18 protein-coding genes are annotated in these 22,647 nt (G+C 65.0%); 8 read left to right on the top strand and 10 right to left on the bottom strand.

Annotated features, from left to right (window positions below; genetic code table 11):
- Positions 1-271: 271 nt before the first annotated feature.
- Together PQQ53_RS20515 and PQQ53_RS20510 are read right to left on the bottom strand one after the other, a co-directional pair.
- Positions 272-1,570 carry an MFS transporter gene (locus PQQ53_RS20515; protein WP_408146719.1) on the bottom strand — a complete coding sequence of 433 codons (1,299 nt, stop codon included), beginning with the start codon at positions 1,568-1,570 and terminating at the stop codon, positions 272-274.
- A 29-nt stretch (positions 1,571-1,599) separates the two neighbouring features.
- Positions 1,600-2,436: an NAD-dependent epimerase/dehydratase family protein gene (locus PQQ53_RS20510; protein ID WP_408146717.1), complete on the bottom strand. Its 837-nt coding sequence runs from the start codon at positions 2,434-2,436 to the stop codon at positions 1,600-1,602.
- 415 nt (positions 2,437-2,851) lie between these two features.
- Between PQQ53_RS20510 and PQQ53_RS20505 the strand changes: the two genes are divergently transcribed.
- Positions 2,852-3,406 (top strand): DUF2867 domain-containing protein, encoded by a 555-nt coding sequence (locus tag PQQ53_RS20505; RefSeq protein ID WP_408146715.1) that lies wholly within the window; start codon positions 2,852-2,854, stop codon positions 3,404-3,406.
- 217 nt (positions 3,407-3,623) lie between these two features.
- Here PQQ53_RS20505 and PQQ53_RS20500 read toward each other — a convergent pair whose 3' ends face one another.
- The 4 genes from PQQ53_RS20500 to PQQ53_RS20485 all read right to left on the bottom strand — a co-directional run bounded on the left by PQQ53_RS20500 (position 3,624) and on the right by PQQ53_RS20485 (position 8,274).
- Positions 3,624-4,376 carry an IclR family transcriptional regulator gene (locus tag PQQ53_RS20500; protein WP_408154990.1) on the bottom strand — a complete coding sequence of 251 codons (753 nt, stop codon included), beginning with the start codon at positions 4,374-4,376 and terminating at the stop codon, positions 3,624-3,626.
- Between the two features lie 17 nt (positions 4,377-4,393).
- Positions 4,394-5,560, bottom strand: a complete 1,167-nt coding sequence (locus PQQ53_RS20495; protein ID WP_408325751.1) for an acyl-CoA dehydrogenase family protein — start codon at positions 5,558-5,560, stop codon at positions 4,394-4,396.
- A 79-nt stretch (positions 5,561-5,639) separates the two neighbouring features.
- A complete protein-coding gene (locus PQQ53_RS20490) occupies positions 5,640-6,941 on the bottom strand; it encodes a CitMHS family transporter (protein ID WP_408154986.1) in 1,302 nt (433 codons plus the stop codon).
- 187 nt (positions 6,942-7,128) lie between these two features.
- A complete protein-coding gene (locus tag PQQ53_RS20485; protein ID WP_408325748.1) occupies positions 7,129-8,274 on the bottom strand; it encodes a CaiB/BaiF CoA transferase family protein in 1,146 nt (381 codons plus the stop codon).
- Positions 8,275-8,687: 413 nt separating this feature from the next.
- Here PQQ53_RS20485 and PQQ53_RS20480 point away from each other — a divergent pair, with 413 nt between their 5' ends.
- From PQQ53_RS20480 to PQQ53_RS20465, 4 genes are all read left to right on the top strand, one after another.
- Positions 8,688-10,100: a cytochrome ubiquinol oxidase subunit I gene (locus PQQ53_RS20480; protein WP_408154982.1), complete on the top strand. Its 1,413-nt coding sequence runs from the start codon at positions 8,688-8,690 to the stop codon at positions 10,098-10,100.
- A gap of 35 nt (positions 10,101-10,135) precedes the next feature.
- Positions 10,136-11,140 carry a cytochrome d ubiquinol oxidase subunit II gene (gene cydB, locus PQQ53_RS20475; protein WP_408146704.1) on the top strand — a complete coding sequence of 335 codons (1,005 nt, stop codon included), beginning with the start codon at positions 10,136-10,138 and terminating at the stop codon, positions 11,138-11,140.
- Positions 11,115-11,315 carry a hypothetical protein gene (locus PQQ53_RS20470; protein ID WP_408146702.1) on the top strand — a complete coding sequence of 67 codons (201 nt, stop codon included), beginning with the start codon at positions 11,115-11,117 and terminating at the stop codon, positions 11,313-11,315. Before cydB ends, PQQ53_RS20470 begins: the two co-directional genes overlap by 26 nt.
- Positions 11,316-11,643: 328 nt before the next feature.
- On the top strand, positions 11,644-12,393 hold the full coding sequence (locus PQQ53_RS20465; protein WP_408146700.1) for a response regulator transcription factor: 750 nt from the start codon (positions 11,644-11,646) through the stop codon (positions 12,391-12,393).
- 27 nt (positions 12,394-12,420) lie between these two features.
- Here PQQ53_RS20465 and PQQ53_RS20460 read toward each other — a convergent pair whose 3' ends face one another.
- Complete coding sequence (locus PQQ53_RS20460) at positions 12,421-14,340, bottom strand: ATP-binding response regulator (protein WP_408154978.1); 1,920 nt, start codon at positions 14,338-14,340, stop codon at positions 12,421-12,423.
- A gap of 248 nt (positions 14,341-14,588) precedes the next feature.
- Positions 14,589-14,729, bottom strand: a complete 141-nt coding sequence (locus PQQ53_RS20455) for a hypothetical protein (protein WP_408325745.1) — start codon at positions 14,727-14,729, stop codon at positions 14,589-14,591.
- Here PQQ53_RS20455 and PQQ53_RS20450 point away from each other — a divergent pair.
- The 3 genes from PQQ53_RS20450 to PQQ53_RS20440 all read left to right on the top strand — a co-directional run bounded on the left by PQQ53_RS20450 (position 14,728) and on the right by PQQ53_RS20440 (position 20,094).
- Positions 14,728-15,519 (top strand): hypothetical protein, encoded by a 792-nt coding sequence (locus PQQ53_RS20450; RefSeq protein WP_408325742.1) that lies wholly within the window; start codon positions 14,728-14,730, stop codon positions 15,517-15,519. The two genes, PQQ53_RS20455 and PQQ53_RS20450, sit on opposite strands and share 2 nt — an antisense overlap.
- Positions 15,520-15,698: 179 nt before the next feature.
- Positions 15,699-19,118 (top strand): alpha/beta fold hydrolase, encoded by a 3,420-nt coding sequence (locus PQQ53_RS20445; protein ID WP_408325740.1) that lies wholly within the window; start codon positions 15,699-15,701, stop codon positions 19,116-19,118.
- 193 nt (positions 19,119-19,311) lie between these two features.
- Positions 19,312-20,094 (top strand): substrate-binding domain-containing protein, encoded by a 783-nt coding sequence (locus PQQ53_RS20440; RefSeq protein ID WP_408325737.1) that lies wholly within the window; start codon positions 19,312-19,314, stop codon positions 20,092-20,094.
- 90 nt (positions 20,095-20,184) lie between these two features.
- On the opposite strand, the gene PQQ53_RS20435 is transcribed toward PQQ53_RS20440, so the two are convergent.
- Together PQQ53_RS20435 and PQQ53_RS20430 are read right to left on the bottom strand one after the other, a co-directional pair.
- The gene (locus tag PQQ53_RS20435) at positions 20,185-21,621 is read right to left on the bottom strand and encodes an FAD-binding oxidoreductase (protein ID WP_408325734.1); all 1,437 of its coding nucleotides are present in this window, start codon (positions 21,619-21,621) and stop codon (positions 20,185-20,187) included.
- Entirely contained in the window at positions 21,618-22,607 is a 990-nt protein-coding gene (locus tag PQQ53_RS20430) for an isopenicillin N synthase family dioxygenase (protein ID WP_408146689.1), read from the bottom strand. The genes PQQ53_RS20435 and PQQ53_RS20430 overlap by 4 nt, the downstream gene beginning before the upstream one ends.
- Positions 22,608-22,647: the final 40 nt, after the last annotated feature.

Below are 22,647 nucleotides of genomic sequence, written 5' to 3'. Positions count from 1 at the left end.
ACGTAGGCGGCGCCGGGCGACGCGTGCGCGTGACGGATGGGATGGCCTTTTGATGACCTGTTTCGTTTTCCTCGCGCCAATGCGTACGACGCGCCGCGACGCGGCGTGCATCCGGAAAGAAGCCTCGTGAAGACTCGTGTCGCCGACGCCGGGTGAAGCTCGCAGGCCCCGCCCGAAAAAAAACGGCGCCTCAGTGAAGAAAGCGCCGTTGTCTGCATGTCGAATCAAGCTGTATGTTCCGCCGGGTCCAACCCGCGGAACTCGCCATCACTTACTTGGCGGGGACCACATCACCGGCTCCGGACCAGCGCGGCTCGGGCGCCTTGTCGCTGCTTTTCGCGAGCAGGCACACCACGGCGGCGGCGATCAGATCGAACACGGCCAGCACGACGAACAGCGGGCTGTAGCCGATCTGCGTGACGAGCACGCCGAACAGCATCGTGAACGCCGCGGCGCCCAGATAGCCCGCCATGCCGCCCATGCCGGTCGCCGTCGCGACTTCGTTCTTGCCGAACATGTCGGACGTGATCGCGTACAACGCACCGGACAAGGTCTGGTGCGCAAAACCGCCGACGCACAGCAGCGCCACCGCCACATACGGACTTTGCACCAGGCCCACACACGCCGGTCCGATCATGAACAGCGCGCCGACGACGAACACCATCTTGCGCGACGTGAACAGCGACACCTTCGCGTACTTGTGGAACAGCGGGCTCAGATAGCCGCCGAGCACGCAGCCGATGTCGGCGGCGAGGAACGGCATCCAGGCGAACATCGCGACTTCCTTCAGGTTCATGTGACGCTCGGTCATCATGTACAGCGGAATCCACGCGTTGAAGGTCTGCCACGCCGGTTCCGACAGAATGCGCGGAATGCCGATCGCCCAGAAATCACGGCTGCCCAGCATCGCGCGCCAGCTGCGCTTGGGCGCGCCGGCCTCGGAGTGCTTCGCTTCCTGGCCGCTCAGGATGTAGTCGCGCTCAGTGGCGCTCAACATCTTCTGCTTGCGCGGATGCTTGTACATCACCATCCACAGCGCGCTCCAGACGATGCCCGCCACGCCGACGATCACGAATGCCAGTTGCCACTGGCCGCGCAACAGCGCCCAGACCACCAGCGGCGGCGCCAGCAACGCGCCGATCGAGGAGCCGATGTTGAACCAGCCGATCGCCACCGACCGCTCTTTCGCCGGAAACCATTCGCTGGTCGCTTTCACGCCGGCCGGAATGCCCGCCGCTTCAGCGAGGCCGAGCAGGCCGCGGAAGAACGCGAGACTGCGCCAGCCCGTCGCCCACGCGGCGGCGGCACAGGCCAGCGACCAGGCGAGCGCGAACGCCGCGAAGCCGAGCTTGGTGCCGACCGTGTCGAGCACGAAACCCGCGACCGGCTGCATGAACGCATAGCAAAGCTGCCACGCGACGACCACGTGAGCGTACTGCTCGGTGGTGATGTGGAGGTCCTTCATCAGCGTCGGCGCGGCGACCGACAGCGTATTGCGCGCGAGGTAATTGATGATGAGCCCGGCCGCGACCAGGCTGACCATCCACCAGCGGATGCCTTTGACTTTCATGACTGCGTCTCCTCGTGATGCCCGGCCAGTCAGACCGGCCGTGCCGCCTTGGCGACCGATGCGTCCGGACCGCCGTCTGCGCGCGAATAATCGATGCCGACAAAAGCGCCGCCCTGGAAGCGTTGGCCAAAAGCGTCGAGCGGATTCGGGCGCGCCAGAATTTCAGCGGCGTAATCTTCGGAGTTCTGCGTCGGCTGATAGCCGAAACGCGCGGCGCCGCTGTTGTCCCACCAGCTGCGCGTGTTGGCCGACACGCCCCAGATGGTCAGGAAGCCGACCTCTTCGGCCTCGACGCAGCGGTCGAGGAAGTGCATCAGATCGCGATGGCCGAACCACGTGCTCAGGTGGCGCGGCTCGGTCGGGCGTTCGAGGCAGCTGCCGATGCGCACGCACACGCTTTCGATGCCGTGCTTGTCCCAATACATTCTGGCGAGCGCTTCGCCCCACACCTTGCTCAGGCCGTAGAAACCGTCGGGGCGCAGTTCGCAGTCGAGGCTGAGCTTTTCGGTGACCGGATACATGCCGATCGCGTGATTCGAGCTGGCGAACACGATGCGCTTCACGCCTTGACGGCGCGCGCCTTCGTACACCTCGACCAGACCGCGCAGATTGTTCTCGATGATTTCGGGCAGCGGGCGCTCGACGCTCGTGCCGGCGAAGTGGATCAGCACGTCCACGCCTTCGAGCAGACGATCGACCACCGCCGGATCGCGCAGGTCGCCGTGCATCACGTCCTCGCCTTCGACGAGGGGTGTCAGGGCTTTCGAGCCTGCTGCCGAACGCAGCGGCGTGCCGCGCGCAATCATGGCAGCGCGTACGACGGAGCCGAGCTGGCCGCCGGCGCCACTCAGGGCAATCTTTTTCATAGGGGTTCCTTTCCTGCGTTGACTGCGCCGCGCGCGATCGAACTTGGGGGCAGCCAGCGGTGAAGCGGTGGTGATGCCACCTGCATAACACACGCTAGTTGTACGATAACGTACTATCAACGAAGCCCGAGCGGATTTCAACCAGGCATTTACCCCTAGCCAAACTGCCAACAGAAACGCTTTGCCTTGATAAACAAGCAGCTAGTCGCGCTCTATTTATAAGATGTCGTATAACATGCGCTAAACTTTTTTCTCTCGATGCCGTCATTCGCGCCGCGCGCGCTAAGCCGCCGGCGCAGCCACGCGCAAGCACGCGTAGACTTGCCCCCTTGTGCATCAGCGAATCACCGCGCCGCCGCCGTCACGTCATCGACGCGGCCTTCGAGCCTGCTTCCTTTCAGCGCCGCACGTCACCATGCCCAACGCCCACTCCTCCGTGCAATCCGTCGCCATGCCGGCCGAATCCGCGGTCACGCGCCTGTACCACGCGCCGGATCTCGCCGACGCGTTCGCGGTTCGCCTGCCCGAGAACGCCATCGACGATCCGGAATTGCTGGCGCGCTTTGTTTTCGCGCATCAGGCGGGATGGGTCGGCAGACTGATGGGGTTGCGCGACGCGCTGGTCGCACGCTTCGGGCTCAAGACGACGAAGCAGTTGCGCACGGAAGCAGCGGCCGGCTCGCGGGAGCGCGTCGACATCTTCAGGATCTACACGCGCAGCGCGCACGAAATCATCCTCGGCGAGAACGACAGTCATCTGGACTTCCGGGTGTCGGTGCTGCAGCAAACGCGCCAGACGCGGGACGGCCGTTCGCGCTATCTGGTGCTGTCCACGGTCGTGCATTGCCACAACGGGCTCGGGCGCTTCTATATTCTCGCGATCGCGCCGTTCCACCGGATGGTGGTGCGCTCGGCATTGCGGCGAGCGGCGCGGATAGGCTGGCCGACTGATTCATTGCCTGGCCGGTGAACCGGTGAAAGTCGGTTCGGATGGGCGGATTGTCGGTTGATAACGGGTTGGGGGCGGTCGTTATGGGCCGTTTGCGGTGTGAGTTGTGTGGAGTTGCTCGCACCGAATGCGGGCGTTGCGCGCGAGTCGCGCGCGTGCAGTGTTGCTGTGGGAAACCGGGCAGTCGAGCGGTCCGCAGACAAGCCATCGCCGGAACCTCGGCCCCACCCCCGACAACCTAGTCCGCCTGCTCCTGCTGCTCCTGCACTTCGATCGCCTGCTTCACACGCAGCAATTGCGCGGCATGCGTCTTCTGATCTCTCTGGATGCGCTCGGTCGGCCCCACCACCGACAGCCCGTACCACTCGCCACCGATCCTCACCGCCACTGCAATCGCCGACAGCTCCGGCGCGCTCTCGCCGAGATTCGCGCACCAGCCCTGGGCTCGCGCCGCCGCCGCTTGCGCGACGAGCGCGGGCAGATCGGCCACCGTCGCCGCCGTAAACCGTTCGAACGACAGTTGCGCACCGAGCGCCTGCTGCGCCCCCGCGTCCAGTTCGCCGAAAATGGCCTTGCCGATCGAGTTCGCATACAAGGGCCGCAACTCGCCGGGCGCGCGCGTGTAGCGAATCGCCTTGGTCGACTCCACCACGTCGAGATACACCACGGCGGCGCCCTGAATCTTGCCGAGCACCGCGGTCTCGCCGCTCGCGTCGCGCAACTCGATCAGGCGCGGATGCACGATCTCGACCACCGGATCGACCGCATTGATCGCACTGGCGACCATCTGCAAGCGCCGCGTCGGATAGTAGCCGCCGCGCTTCCTCACCTCGACCAGATAGCCGCGGCTCACCAGCGTGCGCGCGAGCGCGAGACAGCTCGACACCGGCACGTTCAGCAGACGCGCGAGTTCGGTAAGCGGCAGCGGCCGTTGCTCGGCGGCGAACAATTCGAACAGATCCAGCGTGCGGGCAACGAGTTTGACATCCATGGCGGTCGGGAGATACGTCAATACGACTTCGGCAAGCCCAGCACTTTCTCCGCGATGAAACACAGAATCATCTGCGGACTCACGGGCGCGAGCCTCGGAATCATACACTCGCGCAAATACCGCTCGACGTGATATTCCTTCGCGTAGCCCATCCCGCCAAGCGTGGCGATCGCGGTCTGGCACGACTGGAACGCGGCTTCCGCGGCGAGGTATTTGGCGGCGTTGGCTTCGGCGCCGCACGGCTTGCCCGCGTCGTACAGCGAGGCCGCCTTGAACACCATCAGGTTGGCCGCTTCGAGCTGCATCCACGCCTGCGCGAGCGGATGCTGGATCGCCTGGTTCTGGCCGATCGGCCGGCCGAACACGACGCGCTCGTTCGCGTACTGCGTCGCGCGCCGCAACGCCGCCTGGCCGAGACCGACCGCTTCGGCGGCGATCAGGATCCGCTCCGGATTCAGGCCATGCAGCAGATAACGGAAACCGGCGCCTTCGTCGCCGATGCGGTCTTCGAGCGGCACGCGCAGATTGTCGATGAACAGCATGTTCGAATCGACCGCCTTGCGGCCCATCTTCTCGATCTCGCGCACTTCCACGCGCTCGCGATCGAGATCGGTATAGAACAGCGTGAGACCGTCGGTCGGTTTCGTGCACTGGTCGAGCGGCGTGGTGCGCGCGATGATCAGCATCCTGTTGGCGACCTGTGCGGTCGAAATCCAGATCTTGCGGCCGCTCAGCACGTAATGGTCGCCGTCGCGCACGGCCTGGGTTTTCAGATGCGTGGTGTCGAGACCGGCGTCGGGTTCGGTCACCGCGAAGCAGGCCTTGTCGCGGCCTTCGATCAGCGGCGGCAGAAAGCGCCGCTTCTGCGCGTCGTTGCCGAACACCTGCACCGGATTCAGGCCGAAGATGTTCATATGCACCGCCGACGCGCCCGACAACCCCGCGCCCGAGCCGCTGATCGTGCGCATCATCAGCGCGGCTTCGGTCATGCCGAGCCCCGCGCCGCCATACTCCGGCGACATCGCAATGCCAAGCCAGCCCGCGTCGGCCAGCGTGCGGTGGAAGTCGTGCGGAAAACCGCCTTCGCGATCCTTCGCGAGCCAGTACTCGTCGTCGTAACGTTCGCAAAGTTTTTCGATGGCGGCCTGGATCGACTGCTGGTCGTCGGTGAATTCGAAGTTCATGGCAATGTCCTGTGGAATATCTGCGCGGCGCGGAGCGCGCCCGGCATGCACAGCGCACGCGGCACGCGACGCTGCGCGCTCATAACGGAAATACGCTGACCAGCACCGCGGTCAAAACCATGATGACGGTGGCGGCGAAAAGAAACGGGATCGTGAATTTCTGGTGTTCGGCGAGTTCGACGCCGGTCAGCCCGACGATCAGAAACGTCGCGGGCGTCAGCGGGCTGACCGGAAAACCGGTCGTCATCTGCCCGAGCAAGGCAGCTTGTGCCATCTGGATCGGCGGCACGCCGAGCAGCTTGCCGCTTTCCGCGAGAACCGGCAGGATGCCGAAATAAAACGAGTCGGGATCGAACAGCAGGCTGAGCGGCATCGACACGAGCCCGAGCACGAACGGCATATGGCGCGCATGCTCGACCGGCACGTGCTGCACCATCACCTGCGCCATCGCCGTGAGCATGCCGGTGCCGGACATGATGCCGGTGAACGCGCCCGCCGCGAGCAGCACGCTCGCCATCATCAGCGCGGCCTTGGCGTGCGCGTCGATGCGCTCGCGCTGCTGCCTGACGTCCGGATAGTTGATGATCAACGCCGCGACCGTGCCGAGCATGAACATCACCATCGGATCGACGATGCCCCACACCAGCGTGACCAGCACGACCAGCGTCAAGACGATGTTGATCCAGAAACGGCCGGGGCGGCGCAACGCCTGCTCCGCCGCGCTCAACTCGCGCGGCGTCACCGCGACCGACGCGGCACTCGCACGGTCGAGGCCGAGACGCTTCTCTTCACGCTTGCCGAGCATATACGCGGTGCCGAACACGAAGATCAGGCCGACGATCTGCACCGGAATCATCGGATAGAAAATCACCGTGCCGGGGATGTGCAGCGCGGCCGACGCGCGCAGCATCGGCCCCACCCACGGCAGGAAATTCACGCCTGCGGCCATCGACGTGACGCACGCGAGAATCCGCTTGTCGATGCCGAGGCGCGTGTACAGCGGCAGCATCGCCGGCAGCGTCACGAGGAAGGTCACCGCGCCGGAGCCGTCGAGGTGAATCAGCAGCGCGAGCAAGGCGGAGCCCATCACGATGCGCGTCGGATGACAGCCCACCACCCGCAGCACGCCATTGATGATCGGATCGAGCATGCCCGCATCCGTCAGGATGCCGAAGAACAGAATCGCAAATACGAACATGCCCGCCACCGGGCCGATATTCTGCACCCCGTGCACGATGTACTTGCCCGTCGTGAGCCCGAAGCCTGCCACGAGCGCGGCCACGATCGGTACGACGATCAGCGCGACGAGCGGCGAGAGGCGCTTCGTGATGATCAACCCGAACAACGCGACGATCGCGACCGTGCCAATCAGCGCGAGCATCGGAAGGCTCCTTGCGTGCGGCCGATTTTGTCATCGGCGGGTGCTGCGAAAGCTGCCGGCGAGCGCCGTCCTGCGCGATTCATGCACATGCTGTCTCCTTCGCGGCATGGCGCCGCGCTGTGTTGTAGCGAGAGGGAAAGCCTGTGAAGCGCAAGCCGCTCCAGGCAGGCTCAAACAGACGGCGGCGTCAGCCGTCCGCCGGCGGCGTGCCGAACACCTGCCCGGCGTGCTCGTTCAGCGCAGGCGGCGCGCTGCGATAGGTGGCAGGCGTACGGCTCAGCTTGATCGGCGACGCAATGCCTTGGTACGAGCCCAGCTCGACCCGCATCGCGCGATGCGCCGTGTGCGGATGCTCCAGCGCCGCGCCGAGGCCGAGCACCGGCGCGCACGGCACGCCGCGCCGGATCAGCGTGTCGGCAAGCAGTTCGCCCTCCCATTGGGCAAAGCGCGCTTCCAGTTGCGCGCGCAATTCGCGGCGATGCGCGCTGCGCTCCCGGTTGCTGGCGAAGCGCGCATCGGCGGGCAGAGACGGCGCGTCGATCACCGCACACAGTTGCGCAAACTGCGCGTTGTTGCCGACCGCCAGAAAAATATCGACGCTGCCCGTATGGAACATGTCGTACGGCGTGATGTTCGGATGCGCGTTGCCGCTGCGCTGTGGTTCGTTGCCCGAGTAAAACCAGTTCGGCGTATGCGGATGCAGAATCGACAACGCGCTATCGAACAGCGTCGATTCGACGAACTGGCCGCGCCCACTCGTCTCGCGTTCGCGCAGCGCCATCAGGATGCCGAGCGCCGCGTTCAGGCCCGTGACCAGGTCGACGATCGGCACGCCGATGCGCAACGGCGCACCGCCCGCTTCACCGTTCACGCTCATCATCCCGGTGAGGGCCTGCACCGCCGCGTCGTAGCCCGGCAATGCGCCGAGCGGGCCGTCCGCGCCGAAGCCCGACACGCGGCAATGCACGAGCCGCGGAAAGCGCGCCTGCAAGGCGTCGTAGCCGATCCCCCAGCGCTCCAGCGTGCCGATCTTGAAGTTTTCGACCAGCACATCGGCGCTGTCGAGCAGATGCAGCAGCTTCGTGCGCTCGCTTTCCTGCGTCAGATCGAGCGCCACACCCCGCTTGTTGCGGTTCACGCCGAGGAAGTACGACGCCGTGTCGCCGTCGAACGGCGGGCCCCAGGTGCGGGTTTCATCGCCGTTGGGCGGCTCGACCTTGATCACGTCGGCACCGTGGTCGGCAAGGATCTGCGTGCAATACGGGCCACCCAGTACGCGTGACAGATCGACGATGCGAAGGCCCGCGAGCGAACCTGGCGTGAGATTGAGCAAGGCTTGTCTCCTGTTGGCCGGCTGAAGTAGCAGCGGCCTTTAATTCCTGTGTATGAATAAAACTTTATGCCCAGGAAATATCGAAGTCAAGCGGCTCGCGGGCAAACACCAGGGCCGAGCCGCGCGCGCAAAGGTGACGGGGTGCATTGCTGCAGCGCGGTCTATTGACGCAGTTACGGCGCGCGCACGCAGAATTCGCACACGAAGACAATCAGGAAAACTTGATACTCATCAAAGGTTTGCCGCCAAAAAACATAAAAACGGCTTAAAACAAGGCGGTTTTTTGACGCACGTCGCGGCGCAGCAAAATTGTTCCCTATCCCCTACTCTTGCGCCATCTGCCAGCCGCAGTGCGCACCGACACCGGTCGACGCGCGTAGTCCGCTCCCGCGGCCATCACGCACAACACGCTCATGAACTCCGCAATATCGGCATTCGATCTCGCCCGCATTCAATTCGCGTTCACCGTCTCTTTTCACATCGTGTTTCCGGCGCTCAGCATCGGCCTCGCCAGTTTCATCGCCGTCCTCGAATGGCGCTGGCTGAAGACCGGCAAGGCGTACTACAAAGATCTTTGCCTCTTCTGGTCAAAGATCTTCGCAGTGGCCTTCGGCATGGGCGTCGTCTCCGGCGTCGTGATGAGCTATCAGTTCGGCACCAACTGGTCGGGCTTCTCCAGTTTCGCGGGCCCTGTCACCGGGCCGTTGCTGATGTACGAAGTGATGACCGCGTTCTTTCTCGAAGCGGGCTTTCTCGGCATCATGCTGTTCGGCTGGCAGCGCGTGAGTCCGCGTGCGCACTTCGGCGCCACGCTGATGGTCGCCATCGGCACGCTGATCTCGACCTTCTGGATTCTCGCCTCCAATAGCTGGATGCAAACGCCGCAAGGCTTCGAAGTCGTGAACGGCCACGTCGTGCCGCTCGACTGGTTCAAGATCATCTTCAATCCGTCGTTCCCGTACCGGCTCGCGCATATGGCGCTCGCGGCGTTCATCGTCGCGGGGCTGGTGGTGGCGGCCGTGGGCGCATGGCATCTGCTGCGCGGACGGCGCGATCCGGCCGTGAAGAAAATGTTCTCGATGGCGCTGTGGCTGCTGTTGATCCTCACGCCGATCCAGGCATTCGTCGGCGATCAGCACGGCCTGAACACGCGCGAATATCAGCCGGCGAAGATCGCCGCGATCGAAGGCCTGTGGGAGACCGAGAAAGGCGGCACCGCGCTGAACCTGTTCGGCATTCCCGACATGAAGGCGGAGACGACGCGCTACGCGGTGTCGATTCCGCACCTGGGCAGCCTGATCCTCACGCATAGCTGGGACGGCGAAATTCGCGGTCTCAAGGAATTCCCGCCGCAGGATCGTCCGAACTCGACGGTGGTGTTCTGGAGCTTTCGCATCATGGCCGGGCTCGGCGTGCTGATGATCGTGATGTCGCTCGCCGCCTGGGTGCTGCGCCGCCGCGGACGTCTGTTCGAATCGACGTGGTTCCAGCGCTTTGCCGTCGCGATGGGGCCGACCGGGTTCATCACGCTGCTGGCCGGCTGGGTCACCACCGAAGCGGGCCGCCAGCCGTGGGTCGTGTACGGCGTGATGCGCACGTCGCAAGCCGTGTCGCCGCTGACCGCGCAGCAGGTGGGCATCTCGTTGATGGCCTTCGTGGTGGTCTACTTCCTCGTGTTCGGCACCGGCATCTACTACATGCTCAAACTGATGCGCTCGGGTCCGGCGTTGCCGGGACACACGCCGCACGGCGTGCCGCGCCAGGAGCCGAATCAGACCGCGCGCCGCCCGCTGTCCGCCGCCGATCAGATGATCGACGCCGCGTAAGCCCCATCTTCACCCAACCACTTGCGAGAAAGAAAATGGATGTAACCGTCGTGTGGGCCGCGATCATCGCGTTGGGCCTTTTCATGTATGTCGTGCTGGACGGCTTCGATCTGGGCATCGGCATCGTGTTCCCGTTCTTCCCAGACGAGAAGGAGCGCGACCTGATGATGAACACCGTTGCGCCGGTCTGGGACGGCAACGAGACCTGGCTCGTGCTCGGCGGCGCCGCGCTGTTCGCGGTGTTTCCGGTGGTGTATTCGACCGTGCTGTCCGCGCTGTATCTGCCGCTGATCTTCATGCTGGTGTGCCTGATCTTTCGCGGCGTGTCGTTCGAGATTCGCGCCAAGGCCAATCGCACGAAGCATCTGTGGGATCTCGCGTTCATCGGCGGCTCGGCGGGCGCAACGTTCTTCCAGGGCATCGTGCTGGGCGCGTTCCTCCAGGGTATTCCGGTGATCGACGGCGGCTATGCCGGCGACGCATTCGGCTGGCTCACGCCGTTCAGCCTGCTCACGGGCCTCGGGCTCGTGGTCACGTATGCGCTGCTCGGCTGCTGCTGGCTGGTGGCGAAGACCGAAGGCGATCTGCAACGACGGCTGCATCGCGTGGTATGGCCGCTCACGCTGGTGCTGCTCGGCTTCATCGCGATGGTCAGCCTGTGGACGCCGCTGCAGGACCCGACGATCGCGCAGCGCTGGTTCCACGACAACCTCTTCTATCGCCTGTTGCCCGTGCCGTTTCTCGTAGCGGTCTGCGCGTTCCTCATGCATCGCGCGGTGCGTGCGCGGCATCACACTACGCCGTTCGTGCTCGCGCTGCTGCTCGTGCTGCTCGGCTACGCGGGGCTGCTGGTGAGCCTGTGGCCGTATGCGATTCCGTCGAGCATGACGCTGTGGGAAGCGGCCGCGCCGCGCTCGAGCCAGACCTTCACGCTGGTCGGCGCGGCGGTGATTCTGCCGATCATCATCGCCTATACGACGATGGGTTACTGGGTATTCCGGGGCAAGGTGCGCCATGACGACCAACATCACTATCACTAAGCACAACGGCTCGAACAGTTCGAACGAGGCGCTTGCCGGCTCCCCGCCGCGGCGGCGCAAACTGCCCGGCTGGCTGTGGTTCATCGCGCTGTGGTGCTTCGGCGTGGCCTCGGCGATGTCGCTCGGTTTCGCCTTCAAACTGCTGATGAATGCGACGCTATTTGCAGTCAAATAGACGCGGCCGGCACGCGTTTTCATCCTCCGCGCATAACCTGTTCGATCTTGCGCGGAGAGCTTCAAAAAAGGCTCGCGCGGCTCGTCTACGTAGCAAGCCGGAACCTATGCGCGGGAGACCTGCCTTACACATCACGTGGCGCATCGAACCAGCCGGCGAGTACTCATAACGCGCCACCAGCGCGGCCAGCCGGAAGGCGCGCCGCGCCACCGATCGGCGCAGGAAACGCGGGGTAGCCGGCCATGATGCGGTTCACGAGGACAGAAGTAAAACGAGACCCCACTACGGCGGTAGTCCACAACGGGCAGGCCCGACTCGCGGAGACATCATGAAGTTTCTTGTGGCCGACGACCATGAACTGATCCGGCAAGGCGTCAAGGGCATGCTGCGCGGTTTCGATCCCGACGCCCAGTTCGACGAAGCCGATAGCTGGGAAACCCTCGCCACCGCCGCGCGGCCCGACGCCGATCACGATCTGGCGATCGTCGATCTGCATATGCCGGGCATGACCGGCGCGTCGTCGCTCGAAGTGCTGCTGAAGGCGAATCCGGCGCTGCCGGTGGTCGTGCTGTCCGCCGAGGAATCGCCGGACGAAATGCGCGCGGTGCTGGCCGCGGGCGCGCTCGGCTTCGTGCCGAAGCGGCAGCCCGCGAGCGTCATGCTCAAGGCGATCGAACTCGTGCTGTCGGGCGGCGCTTATGTGCCGATGGAAGCGCTCAGCCTGCTCGGCTCGCGTGATGCGCAAGGGGCGGCGGCAGGCGCCGGGTCGATCGCGCAATCCGCTGCACAACCGGCGTCCGGTCAGGGCGGCGCCACGCTGACCGAGCCGATTACCCAGGTGCCGGCCTTGCAGCCGCATCAGCAGCATCTGCTGGAAAACCTGTCGCCGCGTCAGCAGGACATCATGCGGCTTGTGCATCGCGGCTGGACCAACAAGATGATCGCCCGCGACCTGGGGGTCGCCGAGGGGACGGTCAAGGTGCATCTGTCGGTAATTTTCCGGGCGCTCGGCGTGCACAACCGGTCGACCGCGATTGCGGTGATCAACGGCTGGCTGGAGGCGGGTAAGACTTTGTAGGCCGGACGCTGGCCCACCCTGCCGTTCCTACTTCTGCGGTTCGCTCTCGGAGCGCGTCTGCGAGCCGCCGGCGGCGCCGCGCGATGAATCACCCGCCGCATCTCCTGCCGCGCCCCGCGCCACGCCCGCATCGCCACCCGCTCCACCCTCGCGCAACGTGGGCGTCGCCGCTATCCGTCCCCGATCCAGCTCCGCCTGCTGCCACAGCATTTCCAGCGTGCGCCGCAAACGCGCGGGCGTCACCGGCTTATGCAGCACCGGAATACCCTGCAACGCGAGCGCCGCCAATTCCGCCGAGGCCATATCACCCGTGATCAGCAAGGTCACCACGTTCTCGTGCCCCGCGCGCGCGAGCACAGCGCGCACCGCCGTCAGCGCCTGCGCGCCGGTGCGGTGATGCGCGAGCTGGTAATCGCACAGCACCGCGTCCGGCACGAAACCGCCGGCGAGCGCCGCGAGCGCCTCGGCCTCGTCGCGCGCGCCGAGCACGTCGCAACCCCAGCGCCCCAGCAGACTCGCGAGCCCTTCGAGGATCGACGGTTCATCGTCGATACACAGCACGCGCCGCCCTTGCGCCGACGGACCGCCCGCCACCGCTTCGTTCAGGCTCGCGACAATGCCGCCGGCGTCGCCCGCCTGAACCGGAAAGCGGAACACGGACCCGCGTCCGGGCGCGGAACGCAGTTGCAACTCGCCGCCGAGCATCCCGACCAGCCGCTTCACCGTCGGCAAGCCGAGGCCGTGGCCCTGGCGCGCGTCGCGCTGTGGATTCGCGACCTGATAGAACTCTTCGAAAATGCGCTCGTGCTCGTCGGCCGGAATGCCGATACCCGAATCGCGCACTTCGATATAACCGCCCGTCGGCCGCCCCGCGCGGCGAAAGCCGAGCCAGATCGCGCCGTCCTCGGTATAACGCACCGCGTTCGACAGCAGATTGCTCAGCACGCGCTCGAGCAGCACCGGATCGTCGTATACGACCATCGTGGTCGGCGCGATTCGCAGCGCGAGCCCTTTCGCCGCGGCCTGCGGACGGTACTGGCTACCCACCCGTTCGAATAATTCGGAGAGCCGGAAGTGCAGCCGGATCACCTGGGTCACGCCGCTTTCGAGCCGCGCGAGATCGAGCACCTGATTGAAGAGCTGATTCAAGGCCTCGACGTTGTAGACGATGTGCTCAGCGGTTTTCGCGTGCTGCGCGGGCGTCGCCGTGGTGTCGTTGAGCGACGCCGCCAGCAGTCCGATCGCGTGCAGCGGCTGGCGCAGATCGTGGCTCGCGGCCGCGAAAAAGCGCGTCTTCGCGAGGCTCGCCTCTTCGGCAACGTGTTTCTGCGCTGCCAGCGATTCCGCCAGGTACTGCTGATCGACCCGCGCCTGCACGACCTGGCGGAACAGCTTGCGATAGCTCATCGCGTAGACGTTGATCGCACAGAAGAAAAACGCGAGGACGATCGCGAGTATCGTGCGGTCGAACGTATGCGAGCCGAAGTGCAGCACGATCGACGGAAACAGCAGGAACGGAATCGCGGTCGAGAAGTTCAGCAGGTCGAAACCGTTCGACATGAACACGCCGGCCGCCAGCGTCACGAGCAGGACCGTGTGCAGCAAGGGCAAATCGCTCTGCGGGACCTGGAACGCGAACCACACCGCGAGGCCGGGCGCGCTGTACAGCAACACGCCGCGCAACGCGTGCAGGTAGATCCAGTCGCGCGGCGAAAAAAACTGCGGATAACGTCGATTGAGAATCCACAGCGCGAGGCCGCCGCAATTGGCCGCCGCATAAAAACCGAAACACGCGACGAACAGCGACGGCGACGGAATTCTCGGCCAATAGATCGCCACCAGCACCGCGATCGAAAACCAGTGCGAAAAGAAAGCGATCGGGTCTTGCGCGTACAGCACGCGCACCAGGTCTTCGTCGATGGCACGCTGGATCGGGTCGGCCCGCATTGCGCGGTCTCCTTGTCGGGCACGGCAACTTCGGTGAAGGGGCGCGCAAGCCCGGCGCCGCGGGCAGCCGCAGCGGTACAGGCCGGGCGTGGCGCGCCGCAGGAGCGCTGCGGGCACGGCAGGGTCGTGCAACACGGTGCGGCGGTTGCGCGGGGCGATTGTCCGCTGCTGCGCAGCGCCCTCTCGTCAGACGAATGGCAGGTTTCTCGTCAGAAGGTTTACCCGGCAGTTTACCCATCAGCTACCACTTAATCCATATAGGCGAAGCAGTTGCCGCGAACCATACTGAACTCACATTCCAGCGCGGCTTCAACGCTCCACGCTTCACCCGCCGGCCCGCAGCCAAGGCTCACCGCGCTCCTCGCCTTACCCCTGACGGAGGTTTTCATGGGCGCAGTTCCGAGCTACGAGTTCGTCCGCAATCTCGACGATGCGATCCTGCCCGATCTGTGGCGTCGGCGCACCCGCCTGTCCGCGGACGAAATGGTGTCGATGGTCGAGCTGGTCAAGCGGGCGCTGCGCACCTATCACCCGCTGGAATTGCAGGCGCTCGGCGAGGACAAGGAAGAGCTGGTCGCGCAGTTCATCTACGCGAAAGTACTGCGGCTCGCGCCGGGCCACACCGAGACCCATGCCTGCGCCGACAGCGCGCCGTCGAACGGCTACGCGGTGTGCGCGTATTTCCGCCGCTATCTGATCGACTGTCTGCGCAGCGCGGGCCATCAACGCAACGTGTCGATGGAAACCGAAGGCATGGCGCAGGAAATCGATCTGCGCGCCCATGCGCTCGAAGACCCGGTGGAAAGCGTGCTGCTGCAATACGGCCTCGACGAACAGCGCGTGCGGCTCGCCGCGCGCGAGTTCATCGACGGTCTCGACGAGCCCGAGCGCATCGTGCTGGCCGGCAGCCTCGGCTGGTGCTCGGAAGGCAAAGGCGGCCTGTCGGCCGTCGCGGCTCAGCATCGGGTGCCCTCCTATCACTATCGCGCCGTCAAACTCGGCGTCACGATGAAAAAGACGGCCGGCGCCGAAGATTTTTCCAATACCAAGATCGGCCGCTGGCTCACCGACGTGCTGGGGATCGCCATCGACATCGACAATCGCGCGGTCATTCTGCTCGCGCTGAATCTGCTTGCCGCCGAATCGAGCGACAGCGAATTGAATGAAGTGGCCGCATAACAGAGACGGGGCGCGGCGTTGGCAGCACGCGACGCGCCCTTGACATCGCGCATTGCGCACTCCGCGCTTTTTTTGTCGCCCCGCACGACCTACGATAAAAAAGCTGCGGCCGCGCACCGTCTTCCTTCCGAAGTCCGGCGTCCCCTTCCCCGCATTCGATTCCAGACGAGGTGGTCCTGATGAACCGCTTATCGAGCGCGCCGACGGCGCTGAAAGGCCATTACGACGTGGTCGTGGTGGGTTCGGGCTACGGCGGCGCGATTGCCGCGAGCCGCATGGCACGCGCGGGCCGCAGCGTGTGCGTGCTCGAACGCGGGCGCGAATTCATGGCCGGCGAATTTCCGCGCACGCCGTTTCAGGGCGCCACGCAGATCCAGTACAACACCGCCGCCGCGCAAATCGGCTCGCCGCTCGCGCTGCTCGAAGTGCACGTCAACGAAGACGTGAACGCGGTGGTCGGCTGCGGTCTGGGCGGCACCTCGCTGATCAACGCGAACGTCGCGCTCGAAGCCGACCCGCGCCTGTGGGACGATCCGCGCTGGCCGGCCGCGCTGCGCGCCGACAAGACGGGCCGCGATCACGGCTATTCATTGGCCCGCGCGATGCTGCAACCGTCGCCGGTGCCCGCCACCTTTCCCACGCTGCCGAAATTGCAGGCGCTCGAGAAATCGGCCCAGGCGCTCGGCATGGCCGACCGCTTCAGCCGCCCGCCGATCACCGTGACCTTCACAACAGGGGCGAACGCCGCGGGCATCGATCAGAAAGCTTGCGTGGGTTGCGGCGATTGCAATTCGGGTTGCAACTACGAAGCGAAGAACTCGACGCACATGAACTATCTGCCCGATGCGGTCGCGCACGGCGCGCAGATCTTCACGGGCGCCGCGGTGCATGCGGTGACGCGCGAGACGGGCCCCGAGAAATGGAAGGTCGGCTTCCAGCTCGTCGCGCTCGGACGCGAAAGCTACGACGCGCCCGAACTGTTCGTGAGCGCCGACATCGTCATCGTGGCGGCCGGCACGATCGGTTCGACGGCGCTGCTGCTGCGCTCGCGCAAAGAAGGGCTGAGCAGTTCGGACATGCTCGGCCGGCACTTCACCGGCAACGGCGACGTGCTCGCCTTCGCCTACAACACCGACGATCCGATCAACGGCGTCGGCTGGGGCTCGCACGAAGAAGGCGAGATTGCGCCGGTCGGGCCGACCATCACAGGCCTGATCGACCATCGCAACACCGCGAACGTGAAAGACGGCTACGTGATCGAGGAAGGCTCGCTCGCCGGGCCGCTCGGCGCGGCGCTCGTCGGCATGCTCGGCGCAGCTGCGCCGCTCGAAGGCGTGGACGTGGGCGGACCGCGCTCGCTGCATGAGCGGCTCGCCTACGACGCGCGCGTGATCGGGAGCCTGCTGCGTGGCCCGTATCACGGCGCGCTCCACCATACGCAAAGCTACCTGGTGATGGCGCACGACGACGAGAGCGGCCAGATCGGCATCGACGACCGGGGCCGCGCGCGCATCGCATGGGACAACGCGGGCCGCCAGCCGATCTTTCAAACGATCGAAGACGCGCTGAAACAGGCGACCGTGCCGCTCGGCGGCAAGTACCTGCGCAATCCGATTTCCACGGAGATCGTCGGCAACCGGACCGTCACCGTACATCCGCTCGGCGGCTGCGGCATGGGCGAGGACGCCGAACGTGGGGTGGTCGATCACCTGGGCCGCGTGTTCAGCGGCACGGCGGGCAATGCGGTGCATGACGGCCTCTATGTGATGGACGGCGCGGTGATGCCGATGTCGCTCGGCGTCAATCCGCTTCTGACCATCTCCGCGCTCGCCGAACGCAATTGCGCACTGCTCGCGGCCGCGCACGGCTGGTCGATCGACTATCAGTCCAAGGGCAGCGCGGCGACGCCGCCTGCCGAAAAAATCGGCCTGCGCTTCACGGAAACGATGGTCGGCACATACACGCCGAACGGCCCCGGCCTCACAGGCGAGCCCGCCACGAGTCCGATTGAGTTCACGCTGACTGTCGAATCGGACGACCTCGCCGATATGCTTGGCAATCCGCAGCATCTCGCCCGCACCGCCGGCACGCTGACCTGCCCCGCGCTCTCGGCACAACCGATGACGATCACGGACGGTACGTTCAACCTGTTCGTCGTCGACAGTTCGGACGTGGACGAGCGCGACATGAACTATCGCATGACGCTCAACGCCGCAGACGGAAAAACGTACTACCTCGCCGGTCAGAAGATCATCACACGCACGTCGCCGGTCAATCTGTGGGAGCAGACCAACACGCTCCATGCCGAGCTTCGCGACGCGCCGCAAGCCGACGCGCCGGTGATCGGCAAAGCCACGTTGATCATCACGCCGGAGAACTTCCTCAAGCAGCAACGCACGCTCGAAGTGACCCACGCGCCCGATCTGGAGACCCGCCTCGAATGGACGCTGAAGTTCGGCAAGTTCTTCGCGGGCGTGCTGTTCACCGAATACGGCGGCGTGGCCGGGCCGTTGCAATACTTCGACCCGAAGACGACCCCGCGTCTGAAACGGGCGCTGCGCGCGCCGGCGCCGCAGATCTTTTTCTTCGATACACCCGACGGCACGACCCTGCGGCTCACGCGCTATGTCGATCCCGCGCGTAAAACGGCGCGTCCGGTGCTGCTGATTCACGGCTCGGGCGTGTCGAGCCGCATCTATTCGACCGATCTGATCGCGACCAACATGGTCGAGTATCTTTGCGCGGCCGGCTACGACGTGTGGCTCGTCGATCTGCGCGTCAGCATCGAGATGCCGAGCGTGCTGGTGCCGACCAATGTCGACAAGGTGGCTCGCGAGGATATCCCCGCTGCCGTCGCGAAGATCCGCGAGCTGACCGGCGCGCAACAGATACAGGCGGTCGGCCATTGCCTCGGCGGCCTCGCGTTGAGCATGTCGCTGCTGTCCGGACTCGAAGGCGTGCGCTCGGCGGTCATCTCGCAGGTATCGACGCATCCGGTGCCCGGCACGTTGCAGAAGATCAAGGCCGGCCTGCATATCCCCGACATCATGCAGTATCTGAAGGTGCGCGATCTCACTGCGTACACGCAGGACGACACGTGGCCCGGGAATCTGCTCGACGAAGCGCTGCGGCTTTACCCGATCGATCACGACGAAGGCTGCGGCAACCCGATCTGCCATCGCGCGACCTTCCTGTACGGCCTGCTCTACGAGCATGAAAAACTCAACGAGACACTGCATGCGAATCTGCAGGAATTGCTCGGCGTGCATGACGTCGAGGTCTTCAAACATCTGGCGACGATGGTGCGCGCGGGCAAGGTCGTCGATGCCGACGGCAAGGATGTCTACCTCACGGGCACCGACGGCATGAAGGGGCTCGCGGGCATGCGCCTGCCGATCGGCTTCATCCATGGCGAAAGAAACGAAACCTATCTGCCGCAAAGCACTGAGCTGACTTTCGATATGCTCGTGAAGCACTTTCCCGAACAGCCCTACGAGCGGCATCTGATTGCGGGTTATGGGCATATCGACTGCATCTTCGGCAAGAACGCGTCGGTGGATGTTTATCCGGTGATTGCGCGGTATCTCGACGCGCATTGACGGCGATCGGGCGAAGCGTCTTCGCCGCATCGACCCTGCCTGTTCCGTTCCTGCACGCCGCCTGATCGCCGTGCACGGGTTCTCCTGCTGCTTCCATTCAGGTATGGTTCATCCTGCGCGGCATCAGCCGCCGCAGGATGCGCGCCGCGTTTCATTCCGCTTTCACCACCTTCGCACCACCCTACCTGTTCCGATGAAAATCTTCTTACTGTCCATGTTGACCGCCGGGCTGCTAGGCAGCGCGGTCGCCGCCCCGAACGTGCAGGCGGCGGAGCTTCGCGTCATGAGTTCCGGCGGGTTCACCGCCGCCTACAAGCTGCTCGGCCCGCAGTTCGCGGCGTCGACCGGCAATACGCTCGACACCATCCTCGGGCCGTCGATGGGCAAAGCGCCCGAAGCCATTCCCAATCGGCTCGAACGCGGCGAAGCTGCGGACGTGGTCATCATGGTCGGTTACGCGCTCGACGAGCTGATCAAACAAGGCAAGGTGATTCCCGGCTCGCGCGTCGAGCTCGCGGATTCGCGCATCGGCATGGCCGTGCGCACCGGTGCGCCGAAACCGGACATCGGTTCGGTCGACGCGTTGAAAGAGACGTTGCTGCACGCGAAATCGATCGCTTACTCGGACAGCGCGAGCGGCGTGTATATCCAGCGCGAATTGTTCAAGCGCCTCGGTATCGAAGATCAGGTGAAGGCCAAGGCGACGATGGTGCCGAAGATCCCGGTCGCGTCGGTCATCGCCAGCGGCGACTACGAAGTGGGCTTCCAGCAGGTCAGCGAATTGCTGCCGGTACAGGGCGCCACGTTCGTCGGCAAGATCCCGGAGTCGGTGCAATCGGTTACGCGATACGCGGCGGGCATTCCTGTCGGCGCGCAGCACCCGAAGGAAGCGAAAGCGTTGCTCGACTATCTCGCCTCGCCGGCTGCGCAGGCCACCGTCCGCTCGACCGGACTCGACTCCGTCAGCACGCATTGACGATTCACGCGGCGTGTGCCGGGCAGCCTCGGGCGTGTCCGGAACGCGCCGTGCGCTGTCCTGCCTCTCTGGTCAACCAGGCCCCCGCGCTCAGAACAGCTTCCCCGGATTCAGAATGCCATGCGGGTCCAGTGCATGCTTGATTGCGGCCATCGCCGCCAACTCCGCCGGCGACCGCGAGATCGGCAGAAACTCGCGCTTGAGCAAACCGATGCCGTGTTCCGCCGACACCGAGCCGTGCAACGGCCCGAGCATCTCGTAGACGAACGCGTAGACCGCATGGTGATCGACACCGGCGATCGAATGGCCGTCGACGGTCACATGCAGATTCGAATCGCCGATATGCCCGAAGAAATACGACGCGTTGCCGGGCCAGCGTCGATCGAGCGCCGCGCGGCAACGCTCGACGAACGCGCCAATCTCGCCGATCGGCAGGCTCACGTCGAAGTTGATCGCGTCGAGGCGCACCGGAAACTCAGCGGTGCATTCGCGAATCGCCCACAGTGCGCGCACGTCGGCCACCGATTGCGCGATCACCGCGTCGCGGATCGCACCCGCATCAAGCGCTTCGGTCAGTGCGGCGGAGAAGCGTTCGCCGTCGTCGCTCGCATCGAAGCTCGCGTGCTCGATCAGCGCATAGAGTGGATGCGCGTCGGCGAACGGCGAACGCGCGCCGGTCAGCTTCACGCCGAAATCGTAGAAGTCCGGCCACATGATCTCGAACGCACCGATGTCGTTGCCGAAGCGCATCGACAAACGGCGCAGCAGGTTCACGGCGGCGTCGTAATGGTCGAGCGCGACGAGCGCCGTATGACGCGCCGCGCGCTGCGGATGCAGCCGCAACACCGCGCGCGTGATCACCCCGAGCGTGCCTTCCGAGCCGATGAACCAGTGCTTCAGATCGTAGCCGGTGTTGTTCTTGACCATCTTGCCGAGCGACGTCAGCACGTCGCCATTGGCGAGCACGACTTCGAGACCGAGCACCTGATCGCGCGCGGTGCCCGACTGGATCACACGATTGCCGCCCGCGTTGGTCGCGAGATTGCCGCCGATCTGGCATGAGCCGCGTGCGCCGAGATCGAGCGCGAGTTCGAAGCCGGCGTCGGCGGCGGCTTCCTGCGCGGCCTGCAACGTGGTGCCCGCGCGCAAGGTTAGCGTGGCCGATGCGGTGTCGATCTCTTCAATGCCGCTCAACCGTTCGAGCGACAGCGCGATATCCGTAGCCCGCGCAATCGCCCCGCCCGCGAGGCCGGTCATGCCGCCTTGCGGCACCACCGGCTGATGCGCCGCGTGACAGATGGCGAGCGCGCGCGAGACCTCTTCGGTGGTGCGCGGCAATAGCAGCGCGGCGGGACGCGTCGGGTCGTGACGCGTCCAGTCGGTCAGCGCGCGTTCGCCGATCTGTTCGCCGACGCGCACCGAGTCGTCGCCCAGTGCCGCGCGTAACGCGTCGAGTGTCGATGTGAGCGATGCGGCGCCGCGAGTGTCTTCATGCGTTGCGCCATGCGCGCTGCCGTGATCTGTCATGCAGGGGTTCCTTGCGTTCCTTGAACAGCGTGTTTCTTCCGGTAGCCCATCGAATCGTTGATGCGCCCGAGGATATAGTCGCCCGCGGCGACAGGCTGATATTTGAGTTCGGCGTCGCTCGCCCCAAGCTCGCGCGGATCGACCGTCGCGCCGTAGGTCGGATCATAGAACGTTGCGATCGAATAGCGCTCGCGCCCCGACGCATTGATCACGCGATGCAGCGTGGAGCGAAAGCGGTCGTTGGTCCAGCGCGCAAGCAGATCGCCGACGTTCACGACGAAGCTGCCCTCCACCGGCGGCGCCTCCACCCAGGTGTCGTTGGCGATCTCGCGTACCTGCAGGCCGCCTACCTGATCCTGCCACAGCAACGTGATGCAGCCATAGTCGGTATGCGGCGCAACACCGAACTGATCGTCGTCCGACTGGGGAGGCTGCGGCGGATAGTAGACCATCTGCGTGCGCTGCATCCGTTTCGTATAACGCGGCGCGAAGAAATTTTCGTCGACGCCGAGGCTGAGCGCCACCGCGCGCAGCAGATCGGCGCCGCACGCCGCTACGGCCTCATAGTAGCCATACAGCGCGGGACGCAGCTCCGGCATGAAGTCCGGCCAATTGTTCGGCCCGCGCAGCGCCTGGCCCGCGAGTACGTCGGGATCGTCTTCGGGCAACTCCAGGCCGATGCTGAAAAACTCTTTATAGTCGGGCCGTTTCGCCTGATACATGGTGGCATCGCCGAGCGCGTTGAAGCCGCGATGCCGATGATTGACGGCCGCGCGCCGCTTGGTCTCCGGGGGGAACGCGAAGAACCGGCGCGCCGCGTCGGCGGCGGCATCGATCGACGCTTGCGGCACGCCGTGATTAACGATGTAGAAGAAGCCGATCGTCGTACACGCTTCACGGATTTGCGCCGCGACTCGCTGCAAGGCCTGCGGGTCGCCCGCGCGCACGCCGGCGAAATCGATGATCGGAATGCGGGTGACGGGCATCGCGTTGCTCCCTGAAGGGCGGTTGAATCGACGGACGAAA

It is taken from the genome of Paraburkholderia strydomiana, from assembly GCF_046030495.1.
GTDB lineage: Bacteria > Pseudomonadota > Gammaproteobacteria > Burkholderiales > Burkholderiaceae > Paraburkholderia > Paraburkholderia strydomiana_A.
Note: the sequence above shows the minus strand (reverse complement) of the source record. Positions and strands in the feature narration are given on the sequence as shown.

Excerpts from the sequence above, each read along its gene's own strand:
- PQQ53_RS20515 (WP_408146719.1), bottom strand. The coding sequence starts at position 1,570 with ATGAAAGTCAAAGGCATCCGCTGGTGGATGGTCAGCCTGGTCGCGGCC.
- PQQ53_RS20510 (WP_408146717.1), bottom strand. The coding sequence starts at position 2,436 with ATGAAAAAGATTGCCCTGAGTGGCGCCGGCGGCCAGCTCGGCTCCGTC.
- PQQ53_RS20505 (WP_408146715.1), top strand. The coding sequence starts at position 2,852 with ATGCCCAACGCCCACTCCTCCGTGCAATCCGTCGCCATGCCGGCCGAA.
- PQQ53_RS20500 (WP_408154990.1), bottom strand. The coding sequence starts at position 4,376 with ATGGATGTCAAACTCGTTGCCCGCACGCTGGATCTGTTCGAATTGTTC.
- PQQ53_RS20495 (WP_408325751.1), bottom strand. The coding sequence starts at position 5,560 with ATGAACTTCGAATTCACCGACGACCAGCAGTCGATCCAGGCCGCCATC.
- PQQ53_RS20490 (WP_408154986.1), bottom strand. The coding sequence starts at position 6,941 with ATGCTCGCGCTGATTGGCACGGTCGCGATCGTCGCGTTGTTCGGGTTG.
- PQQ53_RS20480 (WP_408154982.1), top strand. The coding sequence starts at position 8,688 with ATGAACTCCGCAATATCGGCATTCGATCTCGCCCGCATTCAATTCGCG.
- cydB (WP_408146704.1), top strand. The coding sequence starts at position 10,136 with ATGGATGTAACCGTCGTGTGGGCCGCGATCATCGCGTTGGGCCTTTTC.
- PQQ53_RS20470 (WP_408146702.1), top strand. The coding sequence starts at position 11,115 with ATGACGACCAACATCACTATCACTAAGCACAACGGCTCGAACAGTTCG.
- PQQ53_RS20465 (WP_408146700.1), top strand. The coding sequence starts at position 11,644 with ATGAAGTTTCTTGTGGCCGACGACCATGAACTGATCCGGCAAGGCGTC.
- PQQ53_RS20460 (WP_408154978.1), bottom strand. The coding sequence starts at position 14,340 with ATGCGGGCCGACCCGATCCAGCGTGCCATCGACGAAGACCTGGTGCGC.
- PQQ53_RS20450 (WP_408325742.1), top strand. The coding sequence starts at position 14,728 with ATGGGCGCAGTTCCGAGCTACGAGTTCGTCCGCAATCTCGACGATGCG.
- PQQ53_RS20455 (WP_408325745.1), bottom strand. The coding sequence starts at position 14,729 with ATGAAAACCTCCGTCAGGGGTAAGGCGAGGAGCGCGGTGAGCCTTGGC.
- PQQ53_RS20445 (WP_408325740.1), top strand. The coding sequence starts at position 15,699 with ATGAACCGCTTATCGAGCGCGCCGACGGCGCTGAAAGGCCATTACGAC.
- PQQ53_RS20440 (WP_408325737.1), top strand. The coding sequence starts at position 19,312 with ATGAAAATCTTCTTACTGTCCATGTTGACCGCCGGGCTGCTAGGCAGC.
- PQQ53_RS20435 (WP_408325734.1), bottom strand. The coding sequence starts at position 21,621 with ATGACAGATCACGGCAGCGCGCATGGCGCAACGCATGAAGACACTCGC.
- PQQ53_RS20430 (WP_408146689.1), bottom strand. The coding sequence starts at position 22,607 with ATGCCCGTCACCCGCATTCCGATCATCGATTTCGCCGGCGTGCGCGCG.